The sequence below is a fragment of the Devosia sp. YR412 genome (genome assembly GCF_900110945.1).
GTDB lineage: Bacteria > Pseudomonadota > Alphaproteobacteria > Rhizobiales > Devosiaceae > Devosia.
Map to the genome: position 1 here is coordinate 43857 of NZ_FOFL01000005.1, position 24706 is coordinate 68562.

Genomic DNA, 24706 nt, shown 5'->3' on the forward strand with positions numbered 1-24706 from the left:
TTGCTGCGCCTTCCACTGCCGCAGGAGCGCCCCATGACCGCAAAAATCATCGACGGAAAGAGCTTTGCCGAGGGTCTGCGCAGCCGCGTTGCCGGCCATGTGGAACGTCTCAAGGCCGAGCATGGCATCACCCCCGGCCTTGCCGTAGTCATCGTCGGCCACGATCCGGCCAGCCAGGTCTATGTGACCAACAAGGCCAAGCAGACGGCCGAAGTCGGCATGGCCTCGTTCAAATACGAACTGCCGGAAGACGCCTCGGAAGCCGAGCTGCTGGAACTGGTCAAGCGCCTCAATGCGGACCAGGCGGTGCATGGCATTCTCGTGCAGCTGCCGGTGCCGAAGCATATCGACGCCAACAAGGTGATCGAGGCCATCGACCCGGCCAAGGACGTGGACAGTTTCACGCCTGCCAATGTCGGCAAGGTGCAGATCGGCCTGCCGGGCCCGGTCTCCTGCACGCCGCTCGGCTGCCTCATGCTGCTGCGCGATGAGCTTGGCTCATTGGCCGGCCTCAATGCCGTGATCATCGGCCGCTCCAACCTCGTCGGCAAGCCGATGATGCAGTTGCTGCTGCGCGACAATTGCACAGTGACGGTAGCCCATTCGCGCACCCAAAACCTCGCCGATGTGGTGCGCCAGGCCGATATCGTCGTGGCCGCTGTCGGCCGTCCCGAAATGATCAAGGGCGACTGGATCAAGCCCGGCGCCACCGTCATCGACGTCGGGATCAACCGTGTTCCTGCGCCGGAAAAGGGTGAGGGCAAGACCCGCCTCGTCGGCGACGTCGACTTCACTTCGGCCAAAGAGGTTGCCGCCGCCATCACCCCGGTCCCCGGCGGCGTTGGTCCAATGACCATTGCCTGCCTGCTGGCCAACACGGTCACCACGGCCTCGCTGATCAACAACCTCGTGCCGCCGAGCGATCTGACGGCATGAGCGTCGACGCGCACGACCCTGGCGGCAAGGTTCGATTGGCGCTGATGCCCGGCGTCAAGGGCGACGCCAGGTTCAGCGCCGACGGCAAATATCGCCAGATGATGCGCCGCTGGGTCGGGGACAGCTTCCCCGACCGCTACGTGCTGTTCATCGGGATGAATCCGTCGACCGCCGATGCGACTGCGAACGATCCGACCTGCGCCCGCGAATGGACCTTTGCCAATCGCGAAGGCTATTCCGCCATGGCCAAGGCCAATGTTGGCGATTATCGCGCCACCGATCCGAAAATGCTGCTGGCGCCCGGCGTCGAGGCTTCATCCGCCGAAAACCTGCCAGCGATCCGCCACGCGGCCAAAGGCGCCGATCTGGTGATCCTTTGCCACGGCAAGCTCAACAAGGCCCTGGCGCCCGCCGGCAAGGCCCTAGTGGGCGCCCTCAAGGCCGATGGCGTAGCGCTCTGGTGCTTCGGCACCAATGCCGACGGCTCGCCCAAGCATCCGCTCTATCTGCGGGCGGATACGCCACTGGTCCGTTTCGAAAGCTAGGCGGCACCGGCCAGATAGAACGAGCGCGCTACCGTATGGTCGCGCAGCGCCTGCGCCGGCAGCTTGCCCATCAGCGCATCGACAACGCGAGCCGTGTCCGTCACCGCACTGGCATCGACCACGACCTTGCTGAAACCCGGCCGCAATCCCTGCCTGGCGCCTTCCAGCATGTCGAACAGCAGCGCCCGCACATCCGTCCGCATGGCGCAGGCCGGGCATTGCGCCCCGTCGTCATGGCCGTGCCCGGTATTGGCGGGCAGGCGGAGCAGGGCGGTATCGGCGTCCAGCGCCAACAGCCGCCCCGGCTCGGTCACCAGCGTCACGGGAATCGGTTCGACCTTGCCCATGCCCTCACTCCGCCGCGATGATCGCAGGACCCGGGATATAGTTCAGGATCGGCCCGAGCCAGCGTTCCACTTCGGCCACCGGCATGTTCTTGCGCTGGGCATAGTCGATGACCTGATCGCGCTCCACCTTGGCCACGCCGAAATAATAGCTTTCGGGGTGGCTGAAATAGATGCCCGAGACCGACGAGCCCGGCCACATGGCATAGCTCTCGGTAAGCGTGACACCGGCATTCTTTTCGGCATCGAGCAGGCGGAACAGCGTGGTCTTTTCCGTGTGGTCTGGCTGCGCCGGATAGCCCGGCGCCGGGCGGATGCCGCGATAGGGTTCGCCGGCCAGCTCGTCGGGTGCAAAGCTCTCTGCCGCGCCATAGCCCCAGTATTCCTTGCGGACGCGCTCATGCATCTGCTCGGCATAGGCCTCGGCAAAGCGGTCGGCCAGAGCCTTCACCAGAATGGACGAATAGTCGTCATTGGCTGCTTCGAACTTGTCGGCGATGGCGACTTCTTCGAGGCCAGCGGTAACGACAAACGCACCCATATAGTCCGGCGTGCCGGCCGGCGCGACGAAGTCGGCCAGCGCCATATGCGGCTTGCCATCGCGCTTGCTGAGCTGCTGGCGCAGGGTGAACAGGGTCGCAATCTCCTCGGCGCGCCCTTCGTCTTTGTAGAGGCGGATATCGTCGCCTGACGCATTGGCCGGCCAGAAGCCCACCACGGCGCGTGGCTTGAACCACTTTTCGTCGATGATCTGCTTGAGCATGGCCTGGGCATCGGCCCAGAGCTGCCGCGCCGCCTCGCCCTGCCGCTCGTCCTGCAGAATCGCCGGATAGCGCCCCTTGAGCTCCCAGGTCTGGAAGAATGGCGTCCAGTCGATGTACTTGGCGATGTCCGCCAGATCGATATCGTCGAACACTTTCGTGCCGATGAAGCTGGGCTTGGGCGGCACATAGCCCGACCAGTCCGGCTTGAAGCTATTGGCACGGGCCTCCGCCAGTGGCACGCGCTTCTTGTCGAGCTCGGCCCGCTCATGCGCCGCCGCCGCCTTGGCATATTCGGCGCGGATGTCGGCGATAAAGCTGACCTTGTTGTCCTTCGAGAGCAGGTTCCCCACCACGCCCACGGCGCGGCTGGCGTCATGCACGTGCACCGCCTGGCCCAGGTTGTAGCGCGGATGGATTTTGACCGCCGTATGCACGCGGCTGGTCGTTGCCCCGCCGATCAGCAGCGGGATGTCAAAGCCCTCGCGCTCCATTTCGGCCGCCACATGCACCATTTCGTCCAGCGATGGCGTGATCAGTCCGGAAAGGCCGATGATATCGACCTTCTCGTCCCGCGCCGTCTGCAGAATCTTGGCCGTCGGCACCATCACGCCGAGATCGATGATCTCGTAATTGTTGCAGGAGAGGACCACGCCGACGATGTTCTTGCCGATGTCATGCACGTCACCCTTGACCGTCGCCATCAGAACCTTGCCGGCGCTCTGGCGGCCGGTGGCATTGCCGTCGGCATTCTTCTCGGCTTCCATATAGGGCAGCAGCAGCGCCACGGCCTGCTTCATCACGCGGGCCGATTTCACCACCTGCGGCAGGAACATCTTGCCCGAGCCGAACAGGTCGCCGACGATCGACATGCCGGCCATCAGCGGGCCCTCGATCACATGCAGCGGCCGCGGCAGTTTCAGCCGCGCCTCGTCGGTATCGGCGTCGATATATTCGGTAATGCCATTGACCAGCGCATGGGCGATCCGGTCCTCCACCGACTTCTCGCGCCAGCTCAGGTCCTTGGCCGCCACTTCCTTGCCGGCGGTGCCGCGATAGCGTTCGGCAATCGCCAGCAGGCGATCGGTCGCTTCCGGGTTACGGTTGAGGATCACGTCCTCGCAGGCGTCGCGCAGTTCGGCGTCGATGCTTTCATAGACCGCCAGCTGCCCGGCATTGACGATGCCCATGTCCATGCCATTCTGGATGGCATAGTACAGAAACACCGCATGCATCGCCTCGCGCACCGGCTCATTGCCGCGGAACGAGAAGCTGAGGTTGGAAATACCGCCCGAGATATGGACATGCGGCAGCGTCTCGGTGATCGTCTTGGTGGCGCCAATGAAATCATTGCCATAATTATTGTGCTCTTCGATGCCGGTCGCCACGGCAAAGACGTTGGGATCGAAGACGATATCTTCCGGCGGAAAGCCGACCACTTCGGTGAGCAGCTTGTAGGCCCGGGTGCAGATTTCCACCTTGCGCGCCTCGGTATCAGCCTGGCCCTTTTCGTCGAAGGCCATCACCACCACGGCGGCGCCATAGGCGCGCACCAGGCGGGCCTGCGCCAGGAACTGCGCCTCGCCTTCCTTCATCGAGATGGAATTGACCAGCGCCTTGCCCTGCACGCATTTCAGCCCCGCCTCGATCACCTCCCACTTGGAGGAGTCGATCATCAGCGGCACCTTGGCGATATCCGGCTCGGCGGCGAGCAGGTTGAGATAGTCGATCATCACCTGCTTACTGTCGATCAGGCCCTCGTCCATGTTGATGTCGATGACCTGGGCGCCATTGGCCACCTGGTCACGGGCAACATCGAGCGCGGCGGTATAGTCGCCGGCGGTGATCAGCTTGCGGAAGCGGGCTGAGCCTGTGACGTTGGTGCGCTCGCCCACATTGACGAAGGGAATGTCCTTGGTCAGCGTGAAAGGCTCGAGGCCTGCCAGCCGCAGCAGCTTTTCATTCTCCGGCACCACGCGCGGCGGGTACTTGCTCACCGCCTTGGCGATGGCCGCAATATGGTCCGGCGTGGAGCCGCAGCAGCCGCCAACAATATTGAGATAGCCAGCCTGGGCAAAACCCTCGACCTGTTCGGCCATGAATTCCGGGCTCTCGTCATACTGGCCAAAGGCATTGGGAAGGCCGGCATTGGGATAGGCGCAGATGAAGGTGTCCGCGGCATCCGACAGCTCGCCCAGATGCGCGCGCATGGCATTGGCGCCCAGCGCGCAGTTGAGCCCGATGGTGATCGGATTTGCATGGCGCACCGAATACCAGAAGGCCGTCGGCGTCTGGCCGGAAAGGGTGCGGCCGCTCAGATCGGTGATCGTGCCCGAGATCATGATCGGCACGTCGATGCCGCGTTCCTCGAACAGCCGCTGCGCGGCAAAAATGCCGGCCTTGGTGTTGAGTGTGTCGGTGATGGTTTCGAACAGCAGCAGGTCGGCGCCGGCATCGACCAGCCCGCGAATGGCCTCGCCATACGCAACGACCAGTTCGTCGAAAGTGATCGATCGAAAGCCCGGGCTCGACACATCCGTCGACATGGACGAAGTCTTGTTGGTCGGCCCGATGGCGCCAGCCACGAAACGACGCCGACCATCTGCCGCCTCCGCCTTCAGCGCGGCGCGGCGGGCGACGACAACGCCTTGGTAATTGATGTCATAGACCGCATCTTCACAGGCATAGTCGGCCTGCGCCACCGAGGTAGCCGAGAAAGTGTTGGTCTCGGCGATATCGGCACCGGCCATGAAATACTGGTAGTGGATATCCTCGATGATCTGCGGCTCGGTGATGACCAGCAGGTCATTATTGCCCTGCAGGGGCAGCTTCCAATCCTTGAAGCGCTCACCGCGGAAATTCTCCTCGGTCAGCTTCTGGCGCTGGATCATGGTGCCCATGGCGCCGTCCAGAATCAGGATGCGCTCGCGCGCCGCCTTGGTCAGCGCGTCGCGGACCTCGTTCCAGTCGGGAATAGGGGCATCTACATGGTGGCTCATCGCCAGGACCTCAACTTCGGCAAATCCGAGGACATAAAGATATCTTTATGTCCGCAATTTCGCAAGCACTGAACCGGACACATGTCCGATTGTGCGCGTAACACCATGGCAGTGCTCAAAACGCAAAAGCGCGCCGCGCTCGGCAGGCCGAGGGCAGCGCGCTCTGTATAGGCCTAACGAAGCCACCAGACTAGAACGGCACGTCTTCCGGCTTGACCGTCTTCTTGGCCGGAGCCTTCTTCGCCGCCGGCTTTTTCTCGGCGGCAGCAGCCTTGGTCGTCGTCGCTTTCTTTGCCGCCGGCTTCTTTGCAGCGGCTTTTTTCGCTGGGGCCTTCTTGACCTTGGTGCCGGTTGCTTCGGCGCGGGCGGCAATCCACTGCACCGCCTGGTCCATGGTCACGGCCTCCGGCGCCACATCTTTGGGGATAGTGGCGTTGATCTTGCCCTGGTTGACATAAGGCCCATAGCGGCCAGCGCGGACCGTGATGGGGCCGTTGTCGTGCTCGAAGGTCTGGATGGCCGCCACAGCCGTGCCGCCGCCGCGCTTGAAGCCGCCGGCAGCCTTTTGGGCCAGCAAGTCAACGGCGCGGTTGAGGCCGACGGTAAAGATTTCCTCGACGTCGGGAAGGTTGGCATATTTGCCGTCATGCAGGATGAAGGGGCCGTAGCGGCCGAGACCGGCAACGATGGGCAGGCCACCCTCGGGATGCGGACCGACTTCGCGCGGCAGCGACAACAGCTTGAGTGCTGATTCCAGCGTCATGGTCGCCGAATCCCAGCCCTTGGGCAGCGAAGAGCGCTTGGGCTCCTTGCCGTCGCCGAGCTGCACATAGGGACCAAAGCGGCCGGACTTGAGGAAGACCTCATCGCCCGATTCTGGATCGGTGCCGAGAATGCCGTCGCCAGCTGCCGCTTCCGAGGACTTGCCTGCGGCTGCGTCGGACAGCTGGGTCGTGTGCTTGCATTCGGGATAGTTGGAGCAGCCGATGAAGGCGCCAAACTTGCCGAGCTTCAGCGAGAGCTGACCCGTGCCGCAGGTCGGGCATTTGCGCGGGTCGCCGCCGTCTTCCTTGGGCGGAAAAATGCGGCTGGCCAAGGCGTCATTCAGCGCATCGAGCACTTCGGAGACACGGAGATCCTTGATCTCCTCAGTCGCAGCGGTGAAATCCTTCCAGAAATCGCGCAGCACCACCTTGTATTCCAACTCGCCCGCCGAAACCTGGTCGAGCTGTTCCTCGAGGCCGGCGGTGAAGCCGTATTCGACATAGCGATTGAAGAAGTTTTCGAGGAAAGCCGTGACGATGCGGCCGCGGTCTTCGGGATGCAGCGCCTTGCCCTCAAGCCGCACATAGTCGCGGTCCTTGAGCGTGGTCAGCGTCGCCGCATAGGTGGAGGGGCGGCCGATGCCGAGCTCTTCCATCTTCTTGATCAGGCTGGCTTCGGTATAGCGGCTTGGCGGCTGGGTGAAATGCTGCTCGATTTCCACCGCCTGCAGCGCCGGCTTGTCGCCAACCGCCATGGCCGGCAGTTCGCGATCGTCATCGTCATCGGTCTCTTCGTCGGACTTGGCCTCGACGCCCCACAGCTTGAGGAAGCCGGGGAAGGTGACGACGGAGCCGACGGCGCGCAGTTCGATGGCGCGACCGGGGACATTGACCGCAATGTCAACGGTGGTGCGGTCGATCTCGGCCGACTTCATCTGCGAAGCCAGCGTGCGGCGCCAGATCAGGCCATAGAGCTTGGACTGGTCGGCATCGAGATGCAGTTGCTCGGGGCGCTTGAACATATCCGTCGGGCGGATCGCCTCATGCGCTTCCTGGGCGTTCTTGGCCTTGGTCTGGTAGATGCGGGCCTTTTCGGGGAGATAGTCCTCGCCGAAATATTTGCCGATCACCGAACGGGCCATGGCAATGCCCTCCGGCGCCATCTGCACGGCGTCGGTACGCATATAGGTGATGAGGCCGTCTTCGTAGAGCCGCTGGGCGATCTGCATGGTGCGCGAGGGCGAGAGGCCGAGGCGCGAGCTCGCATCCTGCTGCAGGCTCGAGGTGGTGAAGGGTGCGTAAGGGTTACGCTTGGTCGGCTTCTTTTCCACCGACGACACATTGAACTGGCCGGCTTCGATCAGCTTCTTCAGCTCAGCGGCATTCTCGCCGGTCTTGATATCGAGCTTGTCGCTCTTCTTGCCATCGACCGAGAACAGCCGGGCCAGGAAGCTCTTGCCGCCCTGGGCCAGCTTGGCTTCCACCGACCAATATTCATCGGCGCGGAACTTTTCGATCTCGGCTTCGCGGTCGGAAACCAGTCGCAGGGCGACAGACTGAACGCGGCCTGCCGAGCGGGAGCCCGGCAGCTTGCGCCAGAGAATCGGCGAGAGGGTGAAGCCGACGAGATAATCGAGCGCGCGGCGGGCCAGATAGGCGTCGACCAGCGGCATGTCGATTTCACGCGGCTTGGCCATCGCGGCGGTGACGGCATCCTTTGTGATGGCGTTGAACACCACACGCTGAACGGTCATGTCCTTCTTGATGGCCTTCTTGCCCTTGAGCACGTCGAGCACGTGCCAGGAAATGGCCTCGCCTTCGCGATCCGGGTCGGTTGCGAGGATCAGGCCATCGGCGCCCTTGAGGGCGTTGGAAATGTCGCTGAGGCGCTTCTTGGAAGCCGTGTCGACCTCCCAGGACATGGCGAAGTCTTCATCGGGACGCACCGAACCGTCCTTGGCCGGCAGGTCGCGGACATGGCCGAAGGAGGCGAGGACTTCATAGCCCGAGCCCAGATACTTGTTGATTGTCTTGGCTTTAGCCGGACTTTCAACGACGACGACCTTCATGGAGTATCCGTTCCGCAACGCTTGATGAGAAGTGGCGCAACATGGTGAAGCCCGGGTGCGGTGTCAACGGGCGGAAAAGCCAGCGCCGGACACTCTCTCTTAGAGAGAGGAATTTTTGCCCGCGATGTCCAGCCGGGGCACAGCGTCTTGCATCTGCCATACAAGAGGTGCATCGCTGGGGAAATCAGAGGAGACAGACATGCAGTATCGCAAGCTCGGTAACAGCGGCGCGGTGGTCTCGGCCTATGCGCTGGGGACCATGACTTTCGGGGCGGAATCGGACGAAGCCACTTCGTTTCGGCTGATGGATGATTATGTTGCCGCCGGCGGCAATTTCATCGACACCGCCAATGTGTATAGCGCCGGCGTATCCGAAGAGATCGTCGGCCGCTGGCTCAAGAGCAAGCCCGGGGCGCTGCGCGATCTGGTGATCACCACCAAGGGCCGCTTTCCCATGGGCGACGGTCCCAACCACCTGGGCCTATCGCGCAAGAACCTCAACGAGGCGCTCGATGCCTCGCTCAAACGTATGGGCGTAGAGCATATCGACCTTTACCAGATGCATGCCTTCGACGCGCTGACGCCGTTGGAGGAGACGCTGCGCTTCCTCGATGATGCGATCCGTAACGGCAAGATTGCCTATTATGGCTTTTCCAACTTCCTCGGTTGGCAGCTCACCAAAGCCGTCTGGCTCGCCAGGGCCAATGGCTATCAGCCGCCGGTGACACTGCAACCGCAGTACAATCTGCTGGTGCGCGACATCGAGCATGAGATCGTGCCGGCCGCGCTGGATGCTGGCATCGGCCTGCTGCCTTGGTCCCCGCTCGGCGGTGGATGGTTGTCGGGAAAATACAAGCGCGACCAGATGCCGACCGGCGCAACGCGGCTAGGCGAAAATCCCAAGCGCGGCATGGAGGCTTTTGAAAAACGCAATGCCCAGGCGCAGACCTGGGATGTGATTGGTGCTGTGGAGGATATCGCGAGGCTCCACCATGCCAGCATGGCGCAGGTGGCGCTGGCCTGGGTCGCGGCGCAACCGGCGGTGACCTCGGTGATCCTCGGCGCGCGAACCACCGAGCAGTTGGCCGATAACCTTGGGGCAGCGAAACTGGTTCTGAGCCATGACGAGATCGCCCGGTTGAGCGCCGTCAGCAAACCGCAGATGGCGGATTATCCCTATGGCGACGGCGGCATCAGCCAGCGCAATCGCAAGCTCGAGGGTGGACGCTAGTACAGTCGCGCTACCAATTGCCCGCTCGACCACTCGATCTGGCCCGCCAGGTCGAGTTCGAGCAGCAGCATCTGCAAAGCCGAGACGCTAAGGCCGGATTGCCGGACCAGTTCGTCGACTTCCACCGGCGTGGATGTCAGCAGCGACAGCAGGCGGGATCGGTCGTCGTCGCTGGGTGGCGGCGCATCGGGGACAAGATCGGGCTCCCAGTCGCGGTCGAACAGGGCCGACCGGGTCGGATCGGCGCTGCCAAGGGTTTCGAGAATGTCCTCGGCGCAGGTGATGAGCCTCGCGCCTTGCTGGATCAGCGCATTGCCGCCTTCGGCGCGCGGATCGAGCGGGGAGCCTGGCACGGCAAAGACGTCGCGGTTTTGCTCCAACGCCAGCCGCGCCGTAATCAGTGAGCCCGAGCGTTTTGCCGCTTCCACGACGACAATGCCGAGCGACAGACCTGATACCAGACGGTTACGCCTCGGGAAGTCGCGGGCCCGCGGCTCCCAGCCCAGCGGCATTTCAGTCAGCAGGGCGCCGCCCTGGTCGAGAATGTCATGCGCCAGCGGGATATTTTCGTCGGGATAGATCTTGTCGAAACCGCCAGCCAGCACGGCGATCGTGCCGGTTGCAAGCGTGGCCTTGTGGGCGGCGGTGTCGATGCCGCGCGCTAGGCCGGACACCACGGTATAGCCACGCTCGCCCATATCCATGGCCAGCGTGCGGGTCATCTTGATGCCCGCTGCCGAAGCATTGCGGGCGCCGACAATGCCGACGGTGCGCTGCCAGTCGAGATTGGTGCCGCCGGCCATGGTGATGAGCGGTGGTGAGGCGGGGATGTAGCGTAGGAGGGCGGGATAATCGTCTTCGCTCGAGGCGACGAGCCGGGCGCCATAGCGCGAGAGTCCGGCAATCTCGTCTTCGGCAGCGCTTTGGCTTGTGATGCGCACAGGTTTTCCCGTGCGTTTCAGCAGGCCGGGCAGGGCGTCTAGTGCCGCCTCGGCTGAGTCGAAGCGGTTGAGCAATTGCCGGAAAGTGGCGGGACCGACATTGTCGGTCCGGATCAGCCGCAGCCAAGAAATGCGCTGCGCATCAGTAAGATTGGCACCCGGGGAAGGTGCCATCGGACTAGCTCGCCTTCTTTTCGGAGCCGATCTTCGGCTCCGTGCCCGCCATCAGCCGGCCGATATTGGCCCGGTGCTGGTAAAACAGCAGGATCGCCAGCACGGCAGCGGTACCAGCAAGCCACTCGTTGACGATGACAAAGGCAAAGATTGGTGCCGTGGCGGCAGCCGTGAGAGCAGCCAGCGAAGACATTTTCTGCGCAAAGGCGATCAGCAGCCAGACGGCGCAGAAGATCAGCCCGACCGGCCAGGCCAGCGCCAGCAGCGAACCGATCATCACGGCAACACCCTTGCCGCCCTTGAAGCCGAGCCAGACCGGGAAGCAATGGCCGAGAAAGGCGAAGATGGCAGCCAGCATGGCGGCATTCTCGCCCCAGAAATAGCGCGCGACGAGGATGGGCAGCGCCGCCTTGGCAGCGTCGAGCACCAGCGTTGCGGCGGCCAGCCAGCGATTGCCGGTGCGCAGCACATTGGTGGCGCCGATATTGCCCGAGCCGATGGCGCGGATATCGCCCAGGCCCGCCGCGCGTGTCAGCAGCAGGCCAAACGGCACCGAGCCGCAGAGATAGGCGAGAACCGCCGCATAGAGCAGATTGATATCCATGGCCTAGTCCTCGTGCAGATGGACGGTTTGCCCGCCCACGATGGTGCGCATCACCTTGCCAGCAAGCCGCGCGCCTTCAAAGCTGGTATTGCGTGATCTCGACCGGATTTCTGGCTCGGACACCTGCCAGGGATAGTCGAGATCGAACAGGACCAGATCGGCCAGCGCCCCTTTGGCAATGCGGCCGGAGGTAAGGCCAAGAATTTCGGCCGGGCGGCTGGTCATGGCGCGCAGGATGGTCTTGAGGTCCACATCGCCGGAATGCACCAGACGAAGCGCCGCCGCGAGCAGGGTTTCGAGGCCGATAGCGCCATCCGATGCCTCGGCGAACGGCTGGCGCTTGACCTCGGTGTCCTGCGGATCGTGATCGGAGTGGATCGTATCGATGGTACCATTGCGCAGGCCCTCGATGACGGCCTGCCGGTCGTCCTCCGAACGTAGCGGCGTCGAGAGCTTGAAGAAGGTTCGGTAGCGGCCGATGTCGTTCTCGTTGAGCGCGAGGTTATTGATGGAAATGCCTGCCGTAACTGTGTTGTTACGCGTCTTGGCCGCCGCCATCAGTTCCACCGAGCCAGCGCAGGAAATCTGCGCCGCGTGGTATTTCGTCTTTGTCAGCGCCGCCAGCTGAAGGTCGCGAGCCAGCGGAATGGTCTCGGCTTCGCGCGGAATGCCCTTGAGGCCGAGCACGGTGGCAAACAGGCCCTCGTTCATCACACCGTCGCCGGTCAGGCTCGTGTCGGAAACGTGGTGCACAACCGTCATGCCGTAATTGGCGGCATAGCTCATTACGGTGCGCAGCAGCGACGCGGACTGGATCGAATGGCGGCCGTCGGTGAGGCAGACCGCGCCAGCCTCCTGCAGCAGGCCGAATTCGGTCATTTCCTGACCGGCCAGACCCTTAGTGATGGCGCCGGCAGGCAGCACATTGACCTTGGAGGTCGCCTTGGCGCGGCGAATGAGGAAATCCACCAACGCGCCGTCGTCCACCACCGGCGCAGTATCGGGCATCATGACAAAGCTAGTGACGCCACCTGCCGCGGCAGCGTCGCCGGCCGATTGCAGAGTTTCGCGATACTCCTTGCCGGGCTCGCCGGTAAAGACGCGCATGTCGATCAGGCCCGGTGCGAGAATCAATCCGCCTGCATTGATGACCTCGGCGCCTTCGGGCACACCGACCGGGCCGTTGAGCGCTACGTCAGAAATCAGGCCGTTTTCGACCAGCACGGCGCCGCGGGCGTCGGTACCCGACGCTGGATCGACGACGCGGGCATTTTCAATCAGCAGCGGCCGGGTCATGCGCGGCCTCCTGCCGGGAGCAGCGCATCTAGCACGGCCATCCGCACGGCGACGCCCATTTCCACCTGTTCGGTAATCACCGACTGCACGCCATCAGCAATGGCCGGGTCGATTTCCACGCCGCGGTTCATCGGCCCAGGATGCATGACGATGGCATCGGGCTTGGCAAAGCTGAGCTTTTCCGCGTCGAGGCCATAGAAGCGGTAATATTCTCGCACCGAGGGGATCATTCGGCCATTGGCGCGCTCATGCTGCAGGCGCAGCATCATCACCACGTCGACGCCCTTGAGGCCTTCGTGCATGTCGGTGAAGACCTCGGTGGCCAAATGTTCGATCCCGGCCGGCAGCAGGTTGCGGGGGGCAATGACGCGGGTGCGCACATTGAGAGCGCCGAGCAGCAGCAGGTTTGAGCGCACAACCCGAGAATTGGCGATATCGCCGCAGATCGCGACGGTGAGGCCAGAAATGCGGCCCTTGTGGCGGCGGATGGTCAGCGCGTCGAGCAGGGCCTGCGTCGGGTGCTCATGGGCGCCGTCGCCGGCGTTGATTACCGCACAGCCTACCTTCTGGCTGAGCAATTCCACCGCCCCGGCCGCCGAATGGCGCACCACGATGACGTCGGGGCGCATGGCATTGAGCGTCGCCGCGGTATCGACCAAGGTTTCGCCCTTCGATACCGAACTCGACTTGACCGACATATTCATCACCAGCGCGCCGAGGCGCTTGCCGGCGATTTCGAATGAACCCTGCGTGCGGGTGGAGGGCTCGAAGAACAGGTTGATCTGCGTCTTGCCGCTCAGCGTCGGATGGCTTTTCCGCTCCTGCCGCGACACCGGCACCATGGCTTCGGCGCGATCCAGCAAGTCCAGGATTTCGTGCTGCTTGAGATCGGCTATGGACAGCAGATGGCGCTGGGCGAATGGGGGAAAATCGCCGGACGAACCGGCGGGCGTGGTGGTGGCTGTCGCCGCGCGTGCTTGGGCCATGCGCTCCCGTCCCTGATGTTTAGCGGGGTGTAGTGGAGGGGGCCAGCAGATTCAATCGTTAGTTGAAAGTATCAACGGCGAAGTCGGTCCAGCGCACCCTGGAGGATATAGCTGGCCGCCAGCTTGTCGACCACTTCGGCGCGGCGGTCGCGGCGCAGGTCGGCCTCGATCATCATGCGGGTGACGGCGCTGGTGGAGAGACGCTCGTCCCAGAAGGCGATTGGAAGCGCGGTCTTTTGCGCCAGATTGCGGGCAAAGGCGCGGGTCGATTGCACGCGCGGACCTTCCGAACCATCCATGTTGAGCGGTAGGCCCAGGATGATGGCGGCGATCTGATTCTCGCCGATCAGCTGGATGATCCGCTCGGCATCCTGGGTGAATTTGGTGCGCCTGATGGTTTCGAGCGGCGTCGCCGAATAGCGCATGCCATCCGAAATCGCGACGCCAATCGTCTTGGTGCCGAGGTCGAGCGCCATGATCCGGCCGGTAGCCGGGATGGATTCGAGGGGATTGGCGAAGTCTTGGGCGGGCTCGTCGGTCATGGTTTCGTCCTATAGGCTGCCGCCCGGTTTGGCGACAGGATAGTGACTCGATGAAACTTACCTGGTTTGGCGGCACGACGATCCGCATTCATATCGGCGGGGCGATTCTGGTGGTTGACCCGGATGGCGCGCCCGCGGGAATCGATTCAGCAGAACTGGTAAGTGGCGCAGATCAGGTGATTGGCGGCTTTGGCGCAGGGCTAGCCTCTGTTGACGGCGCCAGTTGGAAACCGCGCAAGGTACCGAGGCTGCTCGATGAAGGCGAGGAACTGCCTGCGGTCGAGGTCTGGTCTCTGGCGGCAGGGGCCGTGCTGGTGGATGCTATCGGGGAAGCGTCCTTGCTGCTGGTCAGCAGTAACGTCCCGGCGCTCGGGCGCTGGGCCGAGACTGCTGTGGTTGTGCTGTTTGGTACCGGCGAACACATGGCGAGCCTCGGCCAGGTCTTGCTGAGCGACAGCGCGCCGCGCCTGTTGGCGCTGGCTGGCGACGAGCCCGCCATGGACATCGCCATACCAGCCCTGCGCGATGCACTCGACGGAACCGGCCTCGTCGCCCTTGAAGCCGGGCTCGCGCTCGAAGTCTGATCCCGCCCATCTGCCATTTTCATTGTCTTTTGTGGGCGCCCATTGCTAATACGGCCTGCAACGAGCCGTTCTTTTCTGGAGTTTCCCATGTCCGTCGACGCAGCAACCGTAAAGCGCATCGGGCGCCTGGCGCGCATTCGCATCGAAGAAGAGGAAGTGGCAGGCTACCAGAGCGAGCTCAATGCCATCCTGGGCTTTGTCGAACAGCTTAGCGAGATCGATGTCGACGGCGTCGAGCCGATGACTTCGGTAACGCCGATGACTTTGCGCCGCCGCGACGACGTGATTTCCGATGGCGGCTATGCCGACAAGATCGTCGCCAATGCGCCGCTGACCGAAGACAACTTCTTCATGGTGCCCAAGGTGGTCGAATAATGGCGATTTCCATCGCCATCGAGACGGCCTTGCAGGACGATGTGCGCGTGCTTGTCGGCAAGCTCAATGCGCATCTGCAGCCGCTGTCGCCCCCTGAATTCCAGTTCAAGATGACCGTGGAACAGATGGCTGGCGCCGATACCACGGTGTTCGTGGCTCGGGATGAGGCCGGCCGGGCTATCGGCATGGGTGCTCTCAAGGTGCATTCGGCCGAGTTGGGCGAGGTCAAGCGCATGTTCACCGACCCAGCGGTGCGTGGTCAACGCGTCGGTTCGGCGCTACTGGAAGCGATTGTCAGCCTGGCGCGCGACAAGGGTCTGCCGATCGTAATGCTGGAAACGGGCGGCCTGGCAGAAATGCCGGAGGCCCATCGGCTTTACACGAGGGCCGGTTTTACGCAGCGTGGCCCCTTCCTTAACTATCCCGATAGCCAGTGGTCGGCATTTTTCGAAATGCCGCTGAATCAGGAACAGCCCGCATGACGTTTCGCCTCGCGACAGTGCTGATGCTGGCCTCGATCGGCTCCGCCATGGCGGCCGACCAGTATGACGCGGTCTATGCCACCGATCCGGCCGCTTGCGAGCGCACCGGCGAAGACCTCGGCCAGGCGCTGTTCGAGCTGCAGGCTGCGGTGGTGGCACCGCGCGTCGGCATCTGGATGGGCGAGTTGCAGTGCATCTTCAATGATGTGCGCATGAACCCGTCGCCCTGGGGCGCCGTCGAAGACCTCTATGCCACGGCGCGCTGCGACGGCCCCTATCTGGCCTTCATCGACCAGGTCGCGATCACCTCGGATACGAGCAATATCAACCTGGCCTGGGGCGACCAGGACGGCACGCCGCCGGCGAGGGTCGAAGTGCTCTCGATGAAGCACGGTGAAAGCACCGATGCCGAGCGCGACCCGCAGGATTATGCCGGCGTTCATACGCTGTGCGAAGGCCTGACCGCCGCGGACCTCGTGCCATGATGCGGCTGGCGCTGGCCCTTGCGATGCTGGCGACGCCCGTTGTGGCGCAGGAAGACATGGTCATTGATCAGACCAGGATCTATGCCAGCGATGCAAAGGCCTGTGCGGCCATGGAGGCCAAGGGCATTGATGCCTTCATGGACAGCGATTTCCTGGCGCTGAAATTCCCCGACGGCATCCAGTCGATGGAATTTCACTGCAATTTCTATGACATCAAGAGCCGGCCCAATACGCCGCTGCTGCATGTCGATGCCGTGTGCGAGGCGCCGGGCGAGGTCTATCCCGATACGCTGGCCATCGCCCCCTATGATGACAAGACCATTCAAGTCGTTTCCAGCTATGATGCAATGATGGTGACGACTGGCATTTACGAGCCGCCCGGCCCGACCACCAATCCCGGCGTGACCCTCTATACCCGCTGCGACAATCTGAGCGAGATTTCCGTTGACTGACCTGACCAAACTGAGCCTCTCCGATGCGGCCAAGGGCCTCAAGGCCAAGAGCTTCACCGCAACCGAACTGACCGGCGCCTATCTTAAGGCGATCGAGGCAGCCAATCCGAGCCTCAACGCCTATGTGGCGGTGACGCCGGACCAGGCGCTGGAGATGGCCAAGGCCAGCGACGAAAAGCTCGTGCAGGGGCAGGGTGGTCCGCTGGAAGGCATTCCGCTGGGCGTCAAGGACCTGTTCGCCACCAAGGGCGTCCACACCCAGGCGGCCAGCCATATCCTCGACGGCTTCAAGCCGGAGTATGAGTCCACCGTCACCGCGAACCTGTGGCGCGACGGTGCGGTCATGTTGGGCAAGCTCAACATGGACGAATTCGCCATGGGCTCGTCCAACGAAACCTCCTATTACGGCCCCGTCGTCAGCCCGTTCCGCGCCGAAGGCAGCAATGCCAACCTGGTGCCCGGCGGCTCCTCGGGTGGCTCGGCCGCGGCCGTCTCCGCCTGGCTCTGCGCCGGTGCGACGGCAACCGATACCGGCGGCTCGATTCGCCAGCCGGCCGCGTTCACCGGCACCGTCGGCATCAAGCCGACCTATGGCCGTGCCTCGCGCTGGGGTACGGTTGCCTTCGCCTCCTCGCTCGACCAAGCCGGCCCGATCGCCCGCACGGTAGAAGACGCTGCCATGCTGCTGACCTCGATGTCGGGCTATGACGTCAAGGATTCCACCAGCGTCGATCTTGCTGTGCCGGATTTTGCCGCTGCCGTCGAGCGCGGCGTCAAGGGTCTGACCATCGGCGTTCCCAAGGAATACCGCATGGAGGGCATGCCGGCCGAGATCGAAAAGCTCTGGGCCCAGGGCCTCGACTGGCTCAAGGCCGAGGGAGCGACGGTCAAGGACATCTCCCTGCCGCACACCAAATATGCCCTGCCGGCCTATTACATCGTGGCCCCGGCCGAAGCCTCGTCCAACCTCGCCCGCTATGACGGCGTCAAATATGGCCTCCGCGTCAGCGGCAAGGACATTACCGACATGTATGAGCTGACCCGCGCCGCCGGTTTCGGCCGCGAGGTGAAGCGCCGCATCATGATCGGCACCTATGTGCTCAGCGCCGGCTATTTCGACGCCTATTACGTCAAGGCGCAGAAGGTCCGCACACTGATCAAGAAGGATTTCGAGGACGCCTTCCATGCCGGCGTCGACGCTATCCTGACGCCAGCCACGCCATCCGCCGCCTTCGGCATTGGTGACGAGGCGCTGGCAGCTGATCCGGTGGCGATGTATCTCAACGACGTTTTCACCGTGACGGTGAACATGGCGGGCCTGCCGGGCATTGCTGTTCCAGCCGGCAAGGATGCCGCCGGATTGCCGCTTGGCCTGCAGCTGATCGGCAAGCCATTTGACGAAGAAACGCTGTTCGCAGCGGCCCGCGTCATCGAAAAAAGCGCTGGCGGCGACTTCGCGCCCAAGCCCTGGTGGTAAGCATGACGGGCCGTACCACTTGATCGGGACGGCTTTCCGCCTTATTTGGCGCCAATGCACAAATTGAAATTGGTTGTGACGCCGCCAAGGCAGGCGTCCGGGCCGACAAGGGTTTCACCGATGGCCGCTGACATTTTCACCTCGCTCGACTGGTCCGAGCCGCCCAAGGACATGAGCAAGCCGCTCCAGGCCTTGTGGTGGCTGAAGAAGGGCGAGCTGCGCGTCGGCGCTGAATGGGAGCAGGCGCATAACATCGTCCAGGCGATGGAGGGCGTACAGGCTTTCGACTGGGTCCATGCCCTGATGCACTGGATCGAAGCCGACATGGGCAATGCCGACTACTGGTATCGCCGCGCCGGCAAGCGCCGCGCCACGGCCAGCGTCGCCAGCGAGTGGGAACATATCGCCGCAGCGCTGAGCGAAGTCACCAAACACTAAGGCCTAGGCGCGGGTGAAATGCCCGCGCAGGATCAGCGTGCCCGCCACGACATACCAGATCGTATGAGGCCAGGCGGCAATGCGCTCCATGGTGCCGCGGCCAAACCCGAGGTAGAGCTCCAGCGCATAGAGCACGAAGGCGACGAGCGTGATCGCCCCGGTCGCCAGCGTGTATATGGCAAAGCCGCGATACTGGCGCCACAGCACCGCGCTCATCGCCAGCATGCCGAAACCGGCAACGAACAGCGCCAGAACCGCGCCGATCATATGCATCGGCAGCGACACATCGAGCGGGAACAGCCCGACCAGCATGCTACCATCGCCGCCACCGACGGCCAGCAGCCACAGCGCTGCCGTGGTCAGATGCCCCTGCGGCCAGAGCTTGCGCGTGAACCACACGCCCAGCACCACCAGCGCGCCATTGATAAACATGCCCGCGTTGAACACCAGGCTCAGTGGCGAGCAGTCGGCACCGAAGTTGCCTGGGTCAGCGCCATCGCAATTGGTGAGGCCGAGCAGGCTGATGTCCATATGGGCGAGCGAATAGCCCGGGAAGGCGGCTTGCGCCAGCGCTTGGGCGATGAAGAATTCGACGGTCAGCAGCCAAAAAATTGCACCAAGGCGAATCTGGCTGGTCATGGGCGCTCCATCTGGCTTTGGCGCAGTGGGCTATGGAGCAGGGGATTTGTCAAATCACCGCTGCAGGGAACCGCCGCAGCAATTCCGCAAGCCGGGCGGTTGAATTCGTCACGTAGTCGGTGCAAACCAGCAACAGCAAGTAAGCCAGACTGGAAGCCGCCGTGACCGCCACCAAATCACCCGACGCCTGCGCCACCAAGGATGATGTCCGCGCCGAGATCGATCGCATCGATCATGCGCTGCTGGCGCTGTTTGCCGAGCGGCACCAATATGTAACGCGCATGGCCCAGATCAAGACCGATCCGCATGAGGCGCGCGACCCGGCCCGCATCGAGGCGGTGATCGCCAAGGTCCGTGATCGCAGTTTGGCTCTTGATCTTGACGAGGATCAGGCCGAACTTGTCTGGCGGACCCTGATCGATTGGAACATCAATTACGAGAAGGGCATCATCGCGGCGCGGCGCCGCGGCTAGTCGTGCAGGAGGCCAGCATGCCCGGGATCAGCATTCGCAAGGCGGAAAAGACCGACGCCCATCGCCTGGCCGATATCGCCTATCGCGCCTGGGAGGCTGGGATTTATCCGCTGCTGACCAAGCATGACGGCATGCGGGAAGCCGAGCAGAAGCGCCTGTCGCAGGCTGTGGCGGAAACGCTCAACCGCATTATCATCGCTGAAGTGGATGGCATTGTCGTGGCCTGGTGCTCGCGCTCGGCCCGCCGCGCCTATATCCCCTTCCTCTTCGTCATGCCGGAACTGCAGGGGCACGGCATTGGCTCGATGCTGCTGCGCCGCATGGAAAGCATGCTCGAACTGGAAGGCGCCGAACGCGTCCAGCTCGAAACCCCGGCCGATAATGTCCGCGCCGTACGCTTTTACGAAAAGCAGGGCTATCGCATCCTGGCCCTGCGCCCCGATGGCCGCGCCGCGCACGAACCCTTTATGAGCGTCCATCTCGAAAAGCGCCTGGCGCCGTTTTACGGCGAGATCGACGACGACTGACGCCCCGCATCGGCGAATGTGGTGCAAAGCAATTGCATCCGCTTCCCCTAGGCACTATGCGTTTTGCATTGTTTCGCCTTGCCGCGCAGGACCGCTCAATTGACCCTTATCGACACCCGCACGCCCAATCCCAAGAGCTTCATTTCCGGCTCGACCGGTGACTGGGAAGTCATCATCGGCATGGAAGTGCATGCCCAGGTGACCAGCGAGAGCAAGCTCTTCTCGGGCTCGTCGACCGAATTCGGCAATCCGCCCAATTCCAACGTGTCCTTTGTCGATGCCGCCATGCCCGGCATGCTGCCGACCATCAACGAGGAATGCGTTCGCCAGGCCGTGCGCACCGGTCTTGGCCTCAAGGCCGTGATCAACAAGCGTAGCGTCTTTGACCGCAAGAACTACTTCTATCCCGACCTGCCGCAGGGCTATCAGATCTCCCAGTTCAAGGATCCGATCGTCGGCGAAGGCATCGTGCTGCTCGACATGCCCGAAGGCCAGATCGAGATCGGCATCGAGCGCCTGCATCTCGAACAGGACGCCGGCAAGTCGATCCACGACCAGCATCCGTCCATGAGCTTCGTCGACCTCAACCGCTCGGGCGTGGCGCTGATGGAAATCGTCTCCAAGCCCGACCTGCGCTCGTCCGAAGAAGCCAAGGAATACCTCGGCAAGCTGCGCACTATCCTGCGCTACCTGGGCACCTGCGACGGCAATATGGAGCAGGGCTCCATGCGCGCCGACGTCAACGTCTCCGTGCGAAAGCCTGGTGGCGAATTCGGCACGCGCTGCGAGATCAAGAACGTCAATTCCATCCGCTTTGCCGGCCAGGCCATCGAATATGAAGCGCGCCGCCAGATCGATATTCTCGAAGACGGCGGCAAGATCGACCAGGAAACCCGGCTCTACGATCCCAAGACCGGCGAGACGCGCTCGATGCGCTCCAAGGAAGAAGCGCATGACTATCGCTACTTCCCCGATCCCGACCTGCTGCCGCTCGAATTCGACGACGCCTTCATCGCGCAGCTGGCCGAAGGTCTGCCGGAACTGCCAGACGAGAAGAAGGCCCGCTTCGTTGGCGACTACGGCGTAACCGCCTATGACGCCATGGTGCTCACCCTCGATCGCGAGACGGCTGACTTCTATGAAAGCTGCGTGGCCTTCGGCGGCACCAAGCGCGACGGAAAGGCCGTTGCGAACATCCTCAATGCCGACGTCGCCGCCTTTGCCAACAGCCAGGGCCTCGCCGTGTGGGAAACCCATATCAAGCCGAGCCAGATCGCCGGCATCGTAGACCTGGTCGCGGCCGGGACGATCTCGTCCAAGGGCGCCAAGGACCTGCTGCAGGTCATCATCGCCGAGGAGCCCGAGGGCGAGCCGGCCGAGATCGTCGAGCGCCGCGGCATGAAGCAGGTCACCGACATGGGGGCGATCGAAAAGATCGTCGACGAGATCATCGCCGCCAATCCCGACCAAGTGGCCAAGGTGCTGGCCAAGCCGACCATGATCGGCTGGTTCGTCGGCCAGGCCATGAAGGCCTCGGGTGGCAAGGCCAATCCCCAGGCGCTGAATGATCTGATGAAAGCCAAGCTCGGCATCGAGTAGAGACGGAAACGGCGCCCATTGGGCGCCGTTTTTCATTCCCGGATCAGCTGCGCGTCGGCGGCTGGTCGCTACCCGGCCCGGGCACGGGCGCCGGCTGGCCGGGCGTGGGGTCTTCCACCGGCTGCGGCGTGTCAGGCAGCTCCTGCGGATGCGGCGGCACTGGATCGACCGGTTGTGGCTGCGGTGGCTCTGGCTGCGGCACGATTTCCGGCGTCGGGCGCGGATCGATATCGGGTGTATTTGGGGTCATTGAACGCTCCTGTCGGAGCAAAACGGGCCACGCCGGCGGCCCGTTCCATCTCGATGTCAGGCCGGCTTCTTCTGCCAGCGCCGCAGGATGCGGCCATCGATCAGCAGCAGCCCGAGGAAAATCACCGCCATGCCGGCGACATGCACCGGCAGGATGGTTTCGCCCAGCAGCGACACGCCGAGGATGATCGCCACCACCGGCGAAATGAAGGTGTTGGACGCAAAATTGGTGGCGCCGATGCGCGGCAGCAGGCGGTACATGATCTGGAAGGTCAATGCCGTCGAGAACAGGCCCAATGCCAGCCAGGCAGCCCAGGTTTCGATGCGGGTGGCATGCGGCACGCCTTCCACCAGAAACGCCACCGGCACGGACGCAATGGCCGCGCCGGTGATGGCGATAGTGGCCAGGGTCGTCGGATCGACATGGCGGAAGGAGCGCGCGACATTGAGCGTAACCGCGTAGAGAATGGTCGCCATCAGGCAGATCATGATGCCGAGCAACTGGTCGGCGCCCTGCGCCCCCGTGAGCGCTGGCGAGGCCAGCAGCGCCGCCCCGGTAAAGCCGGCGACCACGCCCAGCGCCTTGTTGAACTTTGCCTTTTCGCCACCTGGCCAGAAATGCGAAACGATCACCGTCAGGATGGGCGTCAGCGCATTGATGATGGCCGTCAGCCCACTCGGAATATGCGACTGGCCCAGCGGAAACAGCGTGAAGGGCAGGGCATAGCTGAACACGCCAAGCAGGCCGAGTTGCAGCCAGAGTTTTGGATCGCGTGGCACCGGCTTCTTGAGCACGGCAAATACCACCCAGCTGGCCAGCGCCGCAATGGTCACCCGTCCGGCCGCCACCCAGATCGGCCCCAGTTCGCGGATCAGCACGGCGTTGAACAGGAACGAACAGCCCCAGATCGCGCCGACGAATGCCAGTAATGCCCAATCGCGTGCGGCCATCGAATCTTCTCCCTTTGGAAGTCGGACGCTACGCCCGGGGAGAACAAAGGTCGAACCGATTTTGACGATGGCTCAAATCAATTCGGGTGATTGGCGCTAGTGTGCGCGAATCTCGGCCGACGCCAGCAGGCGCAACGCCTCTGGATAGATGCGATGCTCTTCCACCAAGACGCGAGCCGACAGCGTCTCCGGCGTATCGCCCGGCAGCACCGGTACTTCGGCTTGCAGGATCGGCGAACCCTCGTCGAGCCCCGGCGTCACGAAATGCACCGTACAGCCATGCACCTTGGCGCCGTCGGCCAGCGCGCGCTCGTGGGTGTGGAGGCCCTTGTAGAGCGGCAGGAGCGACGGATGGATGTTGATCATCGTCCCGGCCCAGCGGTTGACGAAATCTTCGCCCAAGATGCGCATGAAGCCGGCAAGGCAGACGATATCGACGTCCCAGCTTTCCAGCATCTGCGTCATGATATCTTCGAACATGTCCCGGCTGGGGAACTTGCTCTGCGCCAGCGACGCCGTGGCAATGCCATGCGCTGCGGCAATCTCGAGCCCCTGCGCGGCGGCCCGGTTGGACAGTACGCCGACCACCTCGGCCGGATAGTCCGGCGCCTTGGCAGCCTCGATCAGCGCCGACATGTTCGAGCCGCGGCCCGAAATCAGGATCGCGACGCGCTTGCGGCTCATAGGCCCAGCTTGCCTTCGAATGTCACCGGCTCGCCGCTGCGCTCGGTGAGCTGGCCGACCACCGAGGCGATCTCGCCGGCTTCGGTGAGATGGGCAACGAGCTTGTCGGCATCTTCCGGTGCCACGGCGACCAGCATGCCGACGCCGCAGTTGAAAGTGCGCAGCATTTCGCGCTCTTCCATGCCACCGACATGGCTTAGCCAGCCAAACACTTTCGGCACGGTGATGGCATTAAGATCGACATGCGCCGCCAGATGGTCGGGCAGTACGCGCGGAATATTGTCGATGAAACCGCCGCCGGTGATATGGGCAAGCGCCTTGATGCCGATGCCGGACTTGAGCGCCGACAGCAGCGGCTTCACATAGATGCGGGTCGGGGTCAGCAGTGCCTCGGACAGCGAGGTACCGGGCTGGAAGGGCGCGTCCATGTACCAGTCGATCCCCGAGAGTTCGACGATCTTGCGCACCAGCGAGTAGCCGTTGGAATGGACACCAGACGAGGCAATGGCAACCAGCGTGTCGCCAGCCGCGATATCGGGCCGCGGCAGCAGCGTGCCGCGCTCGGCGGCGCCGACGGCAAAACCGGCGAGGTCATAGTCCTTGCCATGATACATGCCCGGCATTTCGGCGGTTTCGCCGCCCAGAAGCGCGCAGCCGGCAATGCGGCAGCCTTCGGCAATGCCGGTGACGATGGCGGCGCCCTGTTCGACGTCCAGCTTGCCGGTGGCAAAATAGTCAAGGAAGAACAGCGGCTCGGCGCCTTGCACGATGATGTCATTGACGCACATCGCAACCAGGTCCTGCCCGATGGTCGAATGATTGCCGGTATCGATGGCGATCTTGAGCTTGGTGCCGACGCCGTCATTGGCCGCCACCAGCACCGGATCAGTGAAGCCGGCGGCCTTGAGGTCGAACAACCCGCCGAAGCCGCCGATCTCGCCATCGGCGCCGGAACGGCGCGTCGAGCGAACGGCGGGCTTGATGGCCTCCACCAAGGCATTGCCAGCATCGATATCGACGCCGGCCTGCTTGTATGACAAACCGTTTGATGTCAGGTTTTGCGGATCGGACATTGGCCTCAACACCGTATGGGGAAAGC

General features: G+C 63.2%; 26 protein-coding genes. 13 read left to right on the top strand and 13 right to left on the bottom strand.

Annotated features, from left to right (window positions below):
* The first annotated feature begins 33 nt into the window (after nt 1–33).
* On the top strand, nt 34–936 hold the full coding sequence (folD, locus tag BM045_RS15630; RefSeq protein ID WP_092185215.1) for a bifunctional methylenetetrahydrofolate dehydrogenase/methenyltetrahydrofolate cyclohydrolase FolD: 903 nt from the start codon (nt 34–36) through the stop codon (nt 934–936).
* Complete coding sequence (locus BM045_RS15635; RefSeq protein WP_092184917.1) at nt 933–1481, top strand: DUF1643 domain-containing protein; 549 nt, start codon at nt 933–935, stop codon at nt 1479–1481. Before folD ends, BM045_RS15635 begins: the two co-directional genes overlap by 4 nt.
* Here the strand turns inward: BM045_RS15635 and BM045_RS15640 are convergent.
* From BM045_RS15640 to topA, 3 genes are all read right to left on the bottom strand, one after another.
* A complete protein-coding gene (locus tag BM045_RS15640; protein WP_092184919.1) occupies nt 1478–1828 on the bottom strand; it encodes a hypothetical protein in 351 nt (116 codons plus the stop codon). The two genes, BM045_RS15635 and BM045_RS15640, sit on opposite strands and share 4 nt — an antisense overlap.
* A 4-nt stretch (nt 1829–1832) precedes the next feature.
* Entirely contained in the window at nt 1833–5585 is a 3753-nt protein-coding gene (gene metH / locus BM045_RS15645; RefSeq protein WP_092184921.1) for a methionine synthase, read from the bottom strand.
* A gap of 190 nt (nt 5586–5775) precedes the next feature.
* On the bottom strand, nt 5776–8418 hold the full coding sequence (gene topA / locus BM045_RS15650) for a type I DNA topoisomerase (protein ID WP_092184923.1): 2643 nt from the start codon (nt 8416–8418) through the stop codon (nt 5776–5778).
* Between the two features lie 199 nt (nt 8419–8617).
* Between topA and BM045_RS15655 the strand changes: the two genes are divergently transcribed.
* Nucleotides 8618–9649, top strand: coding sequence for an aldo/keto reductase (locus BM045_RS15655; RefSeq protein ID WP_092184925.1), 1032 nt, complete (start codon nt 8618–8620; stop codon nt 9647–9649).
* Here the strand turns inward: BM045_RS15655 and dprA are convergent.
* From dprA to ruvX, 5 genes are all read right to left on the bottom strand, one after another.
* Entirely contained in the window at nt 9646–10764 is a 1119-nt protein-coding gene (gene dprA, locus BM045_RS15660; protein ID WP_092184927.1) for a DNA-processing protein DprA, read from the bottom strand. The two genes, BM045_RS15655 and dprA, sit on opposite strands and share 4 nt — an antisense overlap.
* Before the next feature lie 4 nt (nt 10765–10768).
* On the bottom strand, nt 10769–11368 hold the full coding sequence (plsY, locus tag BM045_RS15665; RefSeq protein WP_092184929.1) for a glycerol-3-phosphate 1-O-acyltransferase PlsY: 600 nt from the start codon (nt 11366–11368) through the stop codon (nt 10769–10771).
* 3 nt (nt 11369–11371) lie between these two features.
* A complete protein-coding gene (gene pyrC, locus BM045_RS15670; RefSeq protein WP_092184931.1) occupies nt 11372–12664 on the bottom strand; it encodes a dihydroorotase in 1293 nt (430 codons plus the stop codon).
* Nucleotides 12661–13650 carry an aspartate carbamoyltransferase catalytic subunit gene (locus BM045_RS15675; RefSeq protein ID WP_092184933.1) on the bottom strand — a complete coding sequence of 330 codons (990 nt, stop codon included), beginning with the start codon at nt 13648–13650 and terminating at the stop codon, nt 12661–12663. The genes pyrC and BM045_RS15675 overlap by 4 nt, the downstream gene beginning before the upstream one ends.
* 71 nt (nt 13651–13721) lie before the next feature.
* On the bottom strand, nt 13722–14192 hold the full coding sequence (ruvX, locus tag BM045_RS15680; RefSeq protein ID WP_092184935.1) for a Holliday junction resolvase RuvX: 471 nt from the start codon (nt 14190–14192) through the stop codon (nt 13722–13724).
* A gap of 50 nt (nt 14193–14242) precedes the next feature.
* On the opposite strand from ruvX, the gene BM045_RS15685 reads away from it, so the two are divergent.
* From BM045_RS15685 to BM045_RS15715, 7 genes are all read left to right on the top strand, one after another.
* Complete coding sequence (locus tag BM045_RS15685; RefSeq protein WP_092184937.1) at nt 14243–14776, top strand: hypothetical protein; 534 nt, start codon at nt 14243–14245, stop codon at nt 14774–14776.
* An 87-nt stretch (nt 14777–14863) separates the two neighbouring features.
* A complete protein-coding gene (gene gatC / locus BM045_RS15690) occupies nt 14864–15151 on the top strand; it encodes an Asp-tRNA(Asn)/Glu-tRNA(Gln) amidotransferase subunit GatC (protein ID WP_092184939.1) in 288 nt (95 codons plus the stop codon).
* The gene (locus BM045_RS15695; RefSeq protein ID WP_092184940.1) at nt 15151–15633 is read left to right on the top strand and encodes a GNAT family N-acetyltransferase; all 483 of its coding nucleotides are present in this window, start codon (nt 15151–15153) and stop codon (nt 15631–15633) included. Before gatC ends, BM045_RS15695 begins: the two co-directional genes overlap by 1 nt.
* Nucleotides 15630–16118 (top strand): hypothetical protein, encoded by a 489-nt coding sequence (locus tag BM045_RS15700; RefSeq protein WP_092184942.1) that lies wholly within the window; start codon nt 15630–15632, stop codon nt 16116–16118. The genes BM045_RS15695 and BM045_RS15700 overlap by 4 nt, the downstream gene beginning before the upstream one ends.
* Nucleotides 16115–16570 carry a hypothetical protein gene (locus BM045_RS15705; RefSeq protein WP_139198816.1) on the top strand — a complete coding sequence of 152 codons (456 nt, stop codon included), beginning with the start codon at nt 16115–16117 and terminating at the stop codon, nt 16568–16570. Before BM045_RS15700 ends, BM045_RS15705 begins: the two co-directional genes overlap by 4 nt.
* Nucleotides 16563–18047 carry an Asp-tRNA(Asn)/Glu-tRNA(Gln) amidotransferase subunit GatA gene (gatA, locus tag BM045_RS15710; RefSeq protein WP_092184946.1) on the top strand — a complete coding sequence of 495 codons (1485 nt, stop codon included), beginning with the start codon at nt 16563–16565 and terminating at the stop codon, nt 18045–18047. The genes BM045_RS15705 and gatA overlap by 8 nt, the downstream gene beginning before the upstream one ends.
* Before the next feature lie 120 nt (nt 18048–18167).
* Nucleotides 18168–18485 (top strand): hypothetical protein, encoded by a 318-nt coding sequence (locus BM045_RS15715; RefSeq protein ID WP_092184948.1) that lies wholly within the window; start codon nt 18168–18170, stop codon nt 18483–18485.
* Nucleotides 18486–18488: 3 nt separating this feature from the next.
* Here BM045_RS15715 and BM045_RS15720 read toward each other — a convergent pair whose 3' ends face one another.
* Entirely contained in the window at nt 18489–19124 is a 636-nt protein-coding gene (locus BM045_RS15720) for a DUF998 domain-containing protein (protein ID WP_092184950.1), read from the bottom strand.
* A gap of 161 nt (nt 19125–19285) precedes the next feature.
* Between BM045_RS15720 and BM045_RS15725 the strand changes: the two genes are divergently transcribed.
* From BM045_RS15725 to gatB, 3 genes are all read left to right on the top strand, one after another.
* On the top strand, nt 19286–19597 hold the full coding sequence (locus tag BM045_RS15725) for a chorismate mutase (RefSeq protein ID WP_092184952.1): 312 nt from the start codon (nt 19286–19288) through the stop codon (nt 19595–19597).
* A gap of 17 nt (nt 19598–19614) precedes the next feature.
* Nucleotides 19615–20124, top strand: a complete 510-nt coding sequence (locus BM045_RS15730) for a GNAT family N-acetyltransferase (RefSeq protein WP_139198817.1) — start codon at nt 19615–19617, stop codon at nt 20122–20124.
* A gap of 99 nt (nt 20125–20223) precedes the next feature.
* Nucleotides 20224–21723, top strand: coding sequence for an Asp-tRNA(Asn)/Glu-tRNA(Gln) amidotransferase subunit GatB (gene gatB / locus BM045_RS15735; RefSeq protein ID WP_092184956.1), 1500 nt, complete (start codon nt 20224–20226; stop codon nt 21721–21723).
* A gap of 43 nt (nt 21724–21766) precedes the next feature.
* On the opposite strand, the gene BM045_RS18765 is transcribed toward gatB, so the two are convergent.
* The 4 genes from BM045_RS18765 to purM form a co-directional block, all read right to left on the bottom strand.
* On the bottom strand, nt 21767–21973 hold the full coding sequence (locus tag BM045_RS18765) for a hypothetical protein (protein ID WP_139198818.1): 207 nt from the start codon (nt 21971–21973) through the stop codon (nt 21767–21769).
* A gap of 56 nt (nt 21974–22029) precedes the next feature.
* A complete protein-coding gene (locus BM045_RS15745; RefSeq protein WP_092184957.1) occupies nt 22030–22923 on the bottom strand; it encodes a DMT family transporter in 894 nt (297 codons plus the stop codon).
* 96 nt (nt 22924–23019) lie between these two features.
* On the bottom strand, nt 23020–23607 hold the full coding sequence (gene purN, locus BM045_RS15750) for a phosphoribosylglycinamide formyltransferase (protein ID WP_092184959.1): 588 nt from the start codon (nt 23605–23607) through the stop codon (nt 23020–23022).
* A complete protein-coding gene (gene purM, locus BM045_RS15755; RefSeq protein WP_092185216.1) occupies nt 23604–24680 on the bottom strand; it encodes a phosphoribosylformylglycinamidine cyclo-ligase in 1077 nt (358 codons plus the stop codon). Before purM ends, purN begins: the two co-directional genes overlap by 4 nt.
* Between the last annotated feature and the right edge of the window lie 26 nt (nt 24681–24706).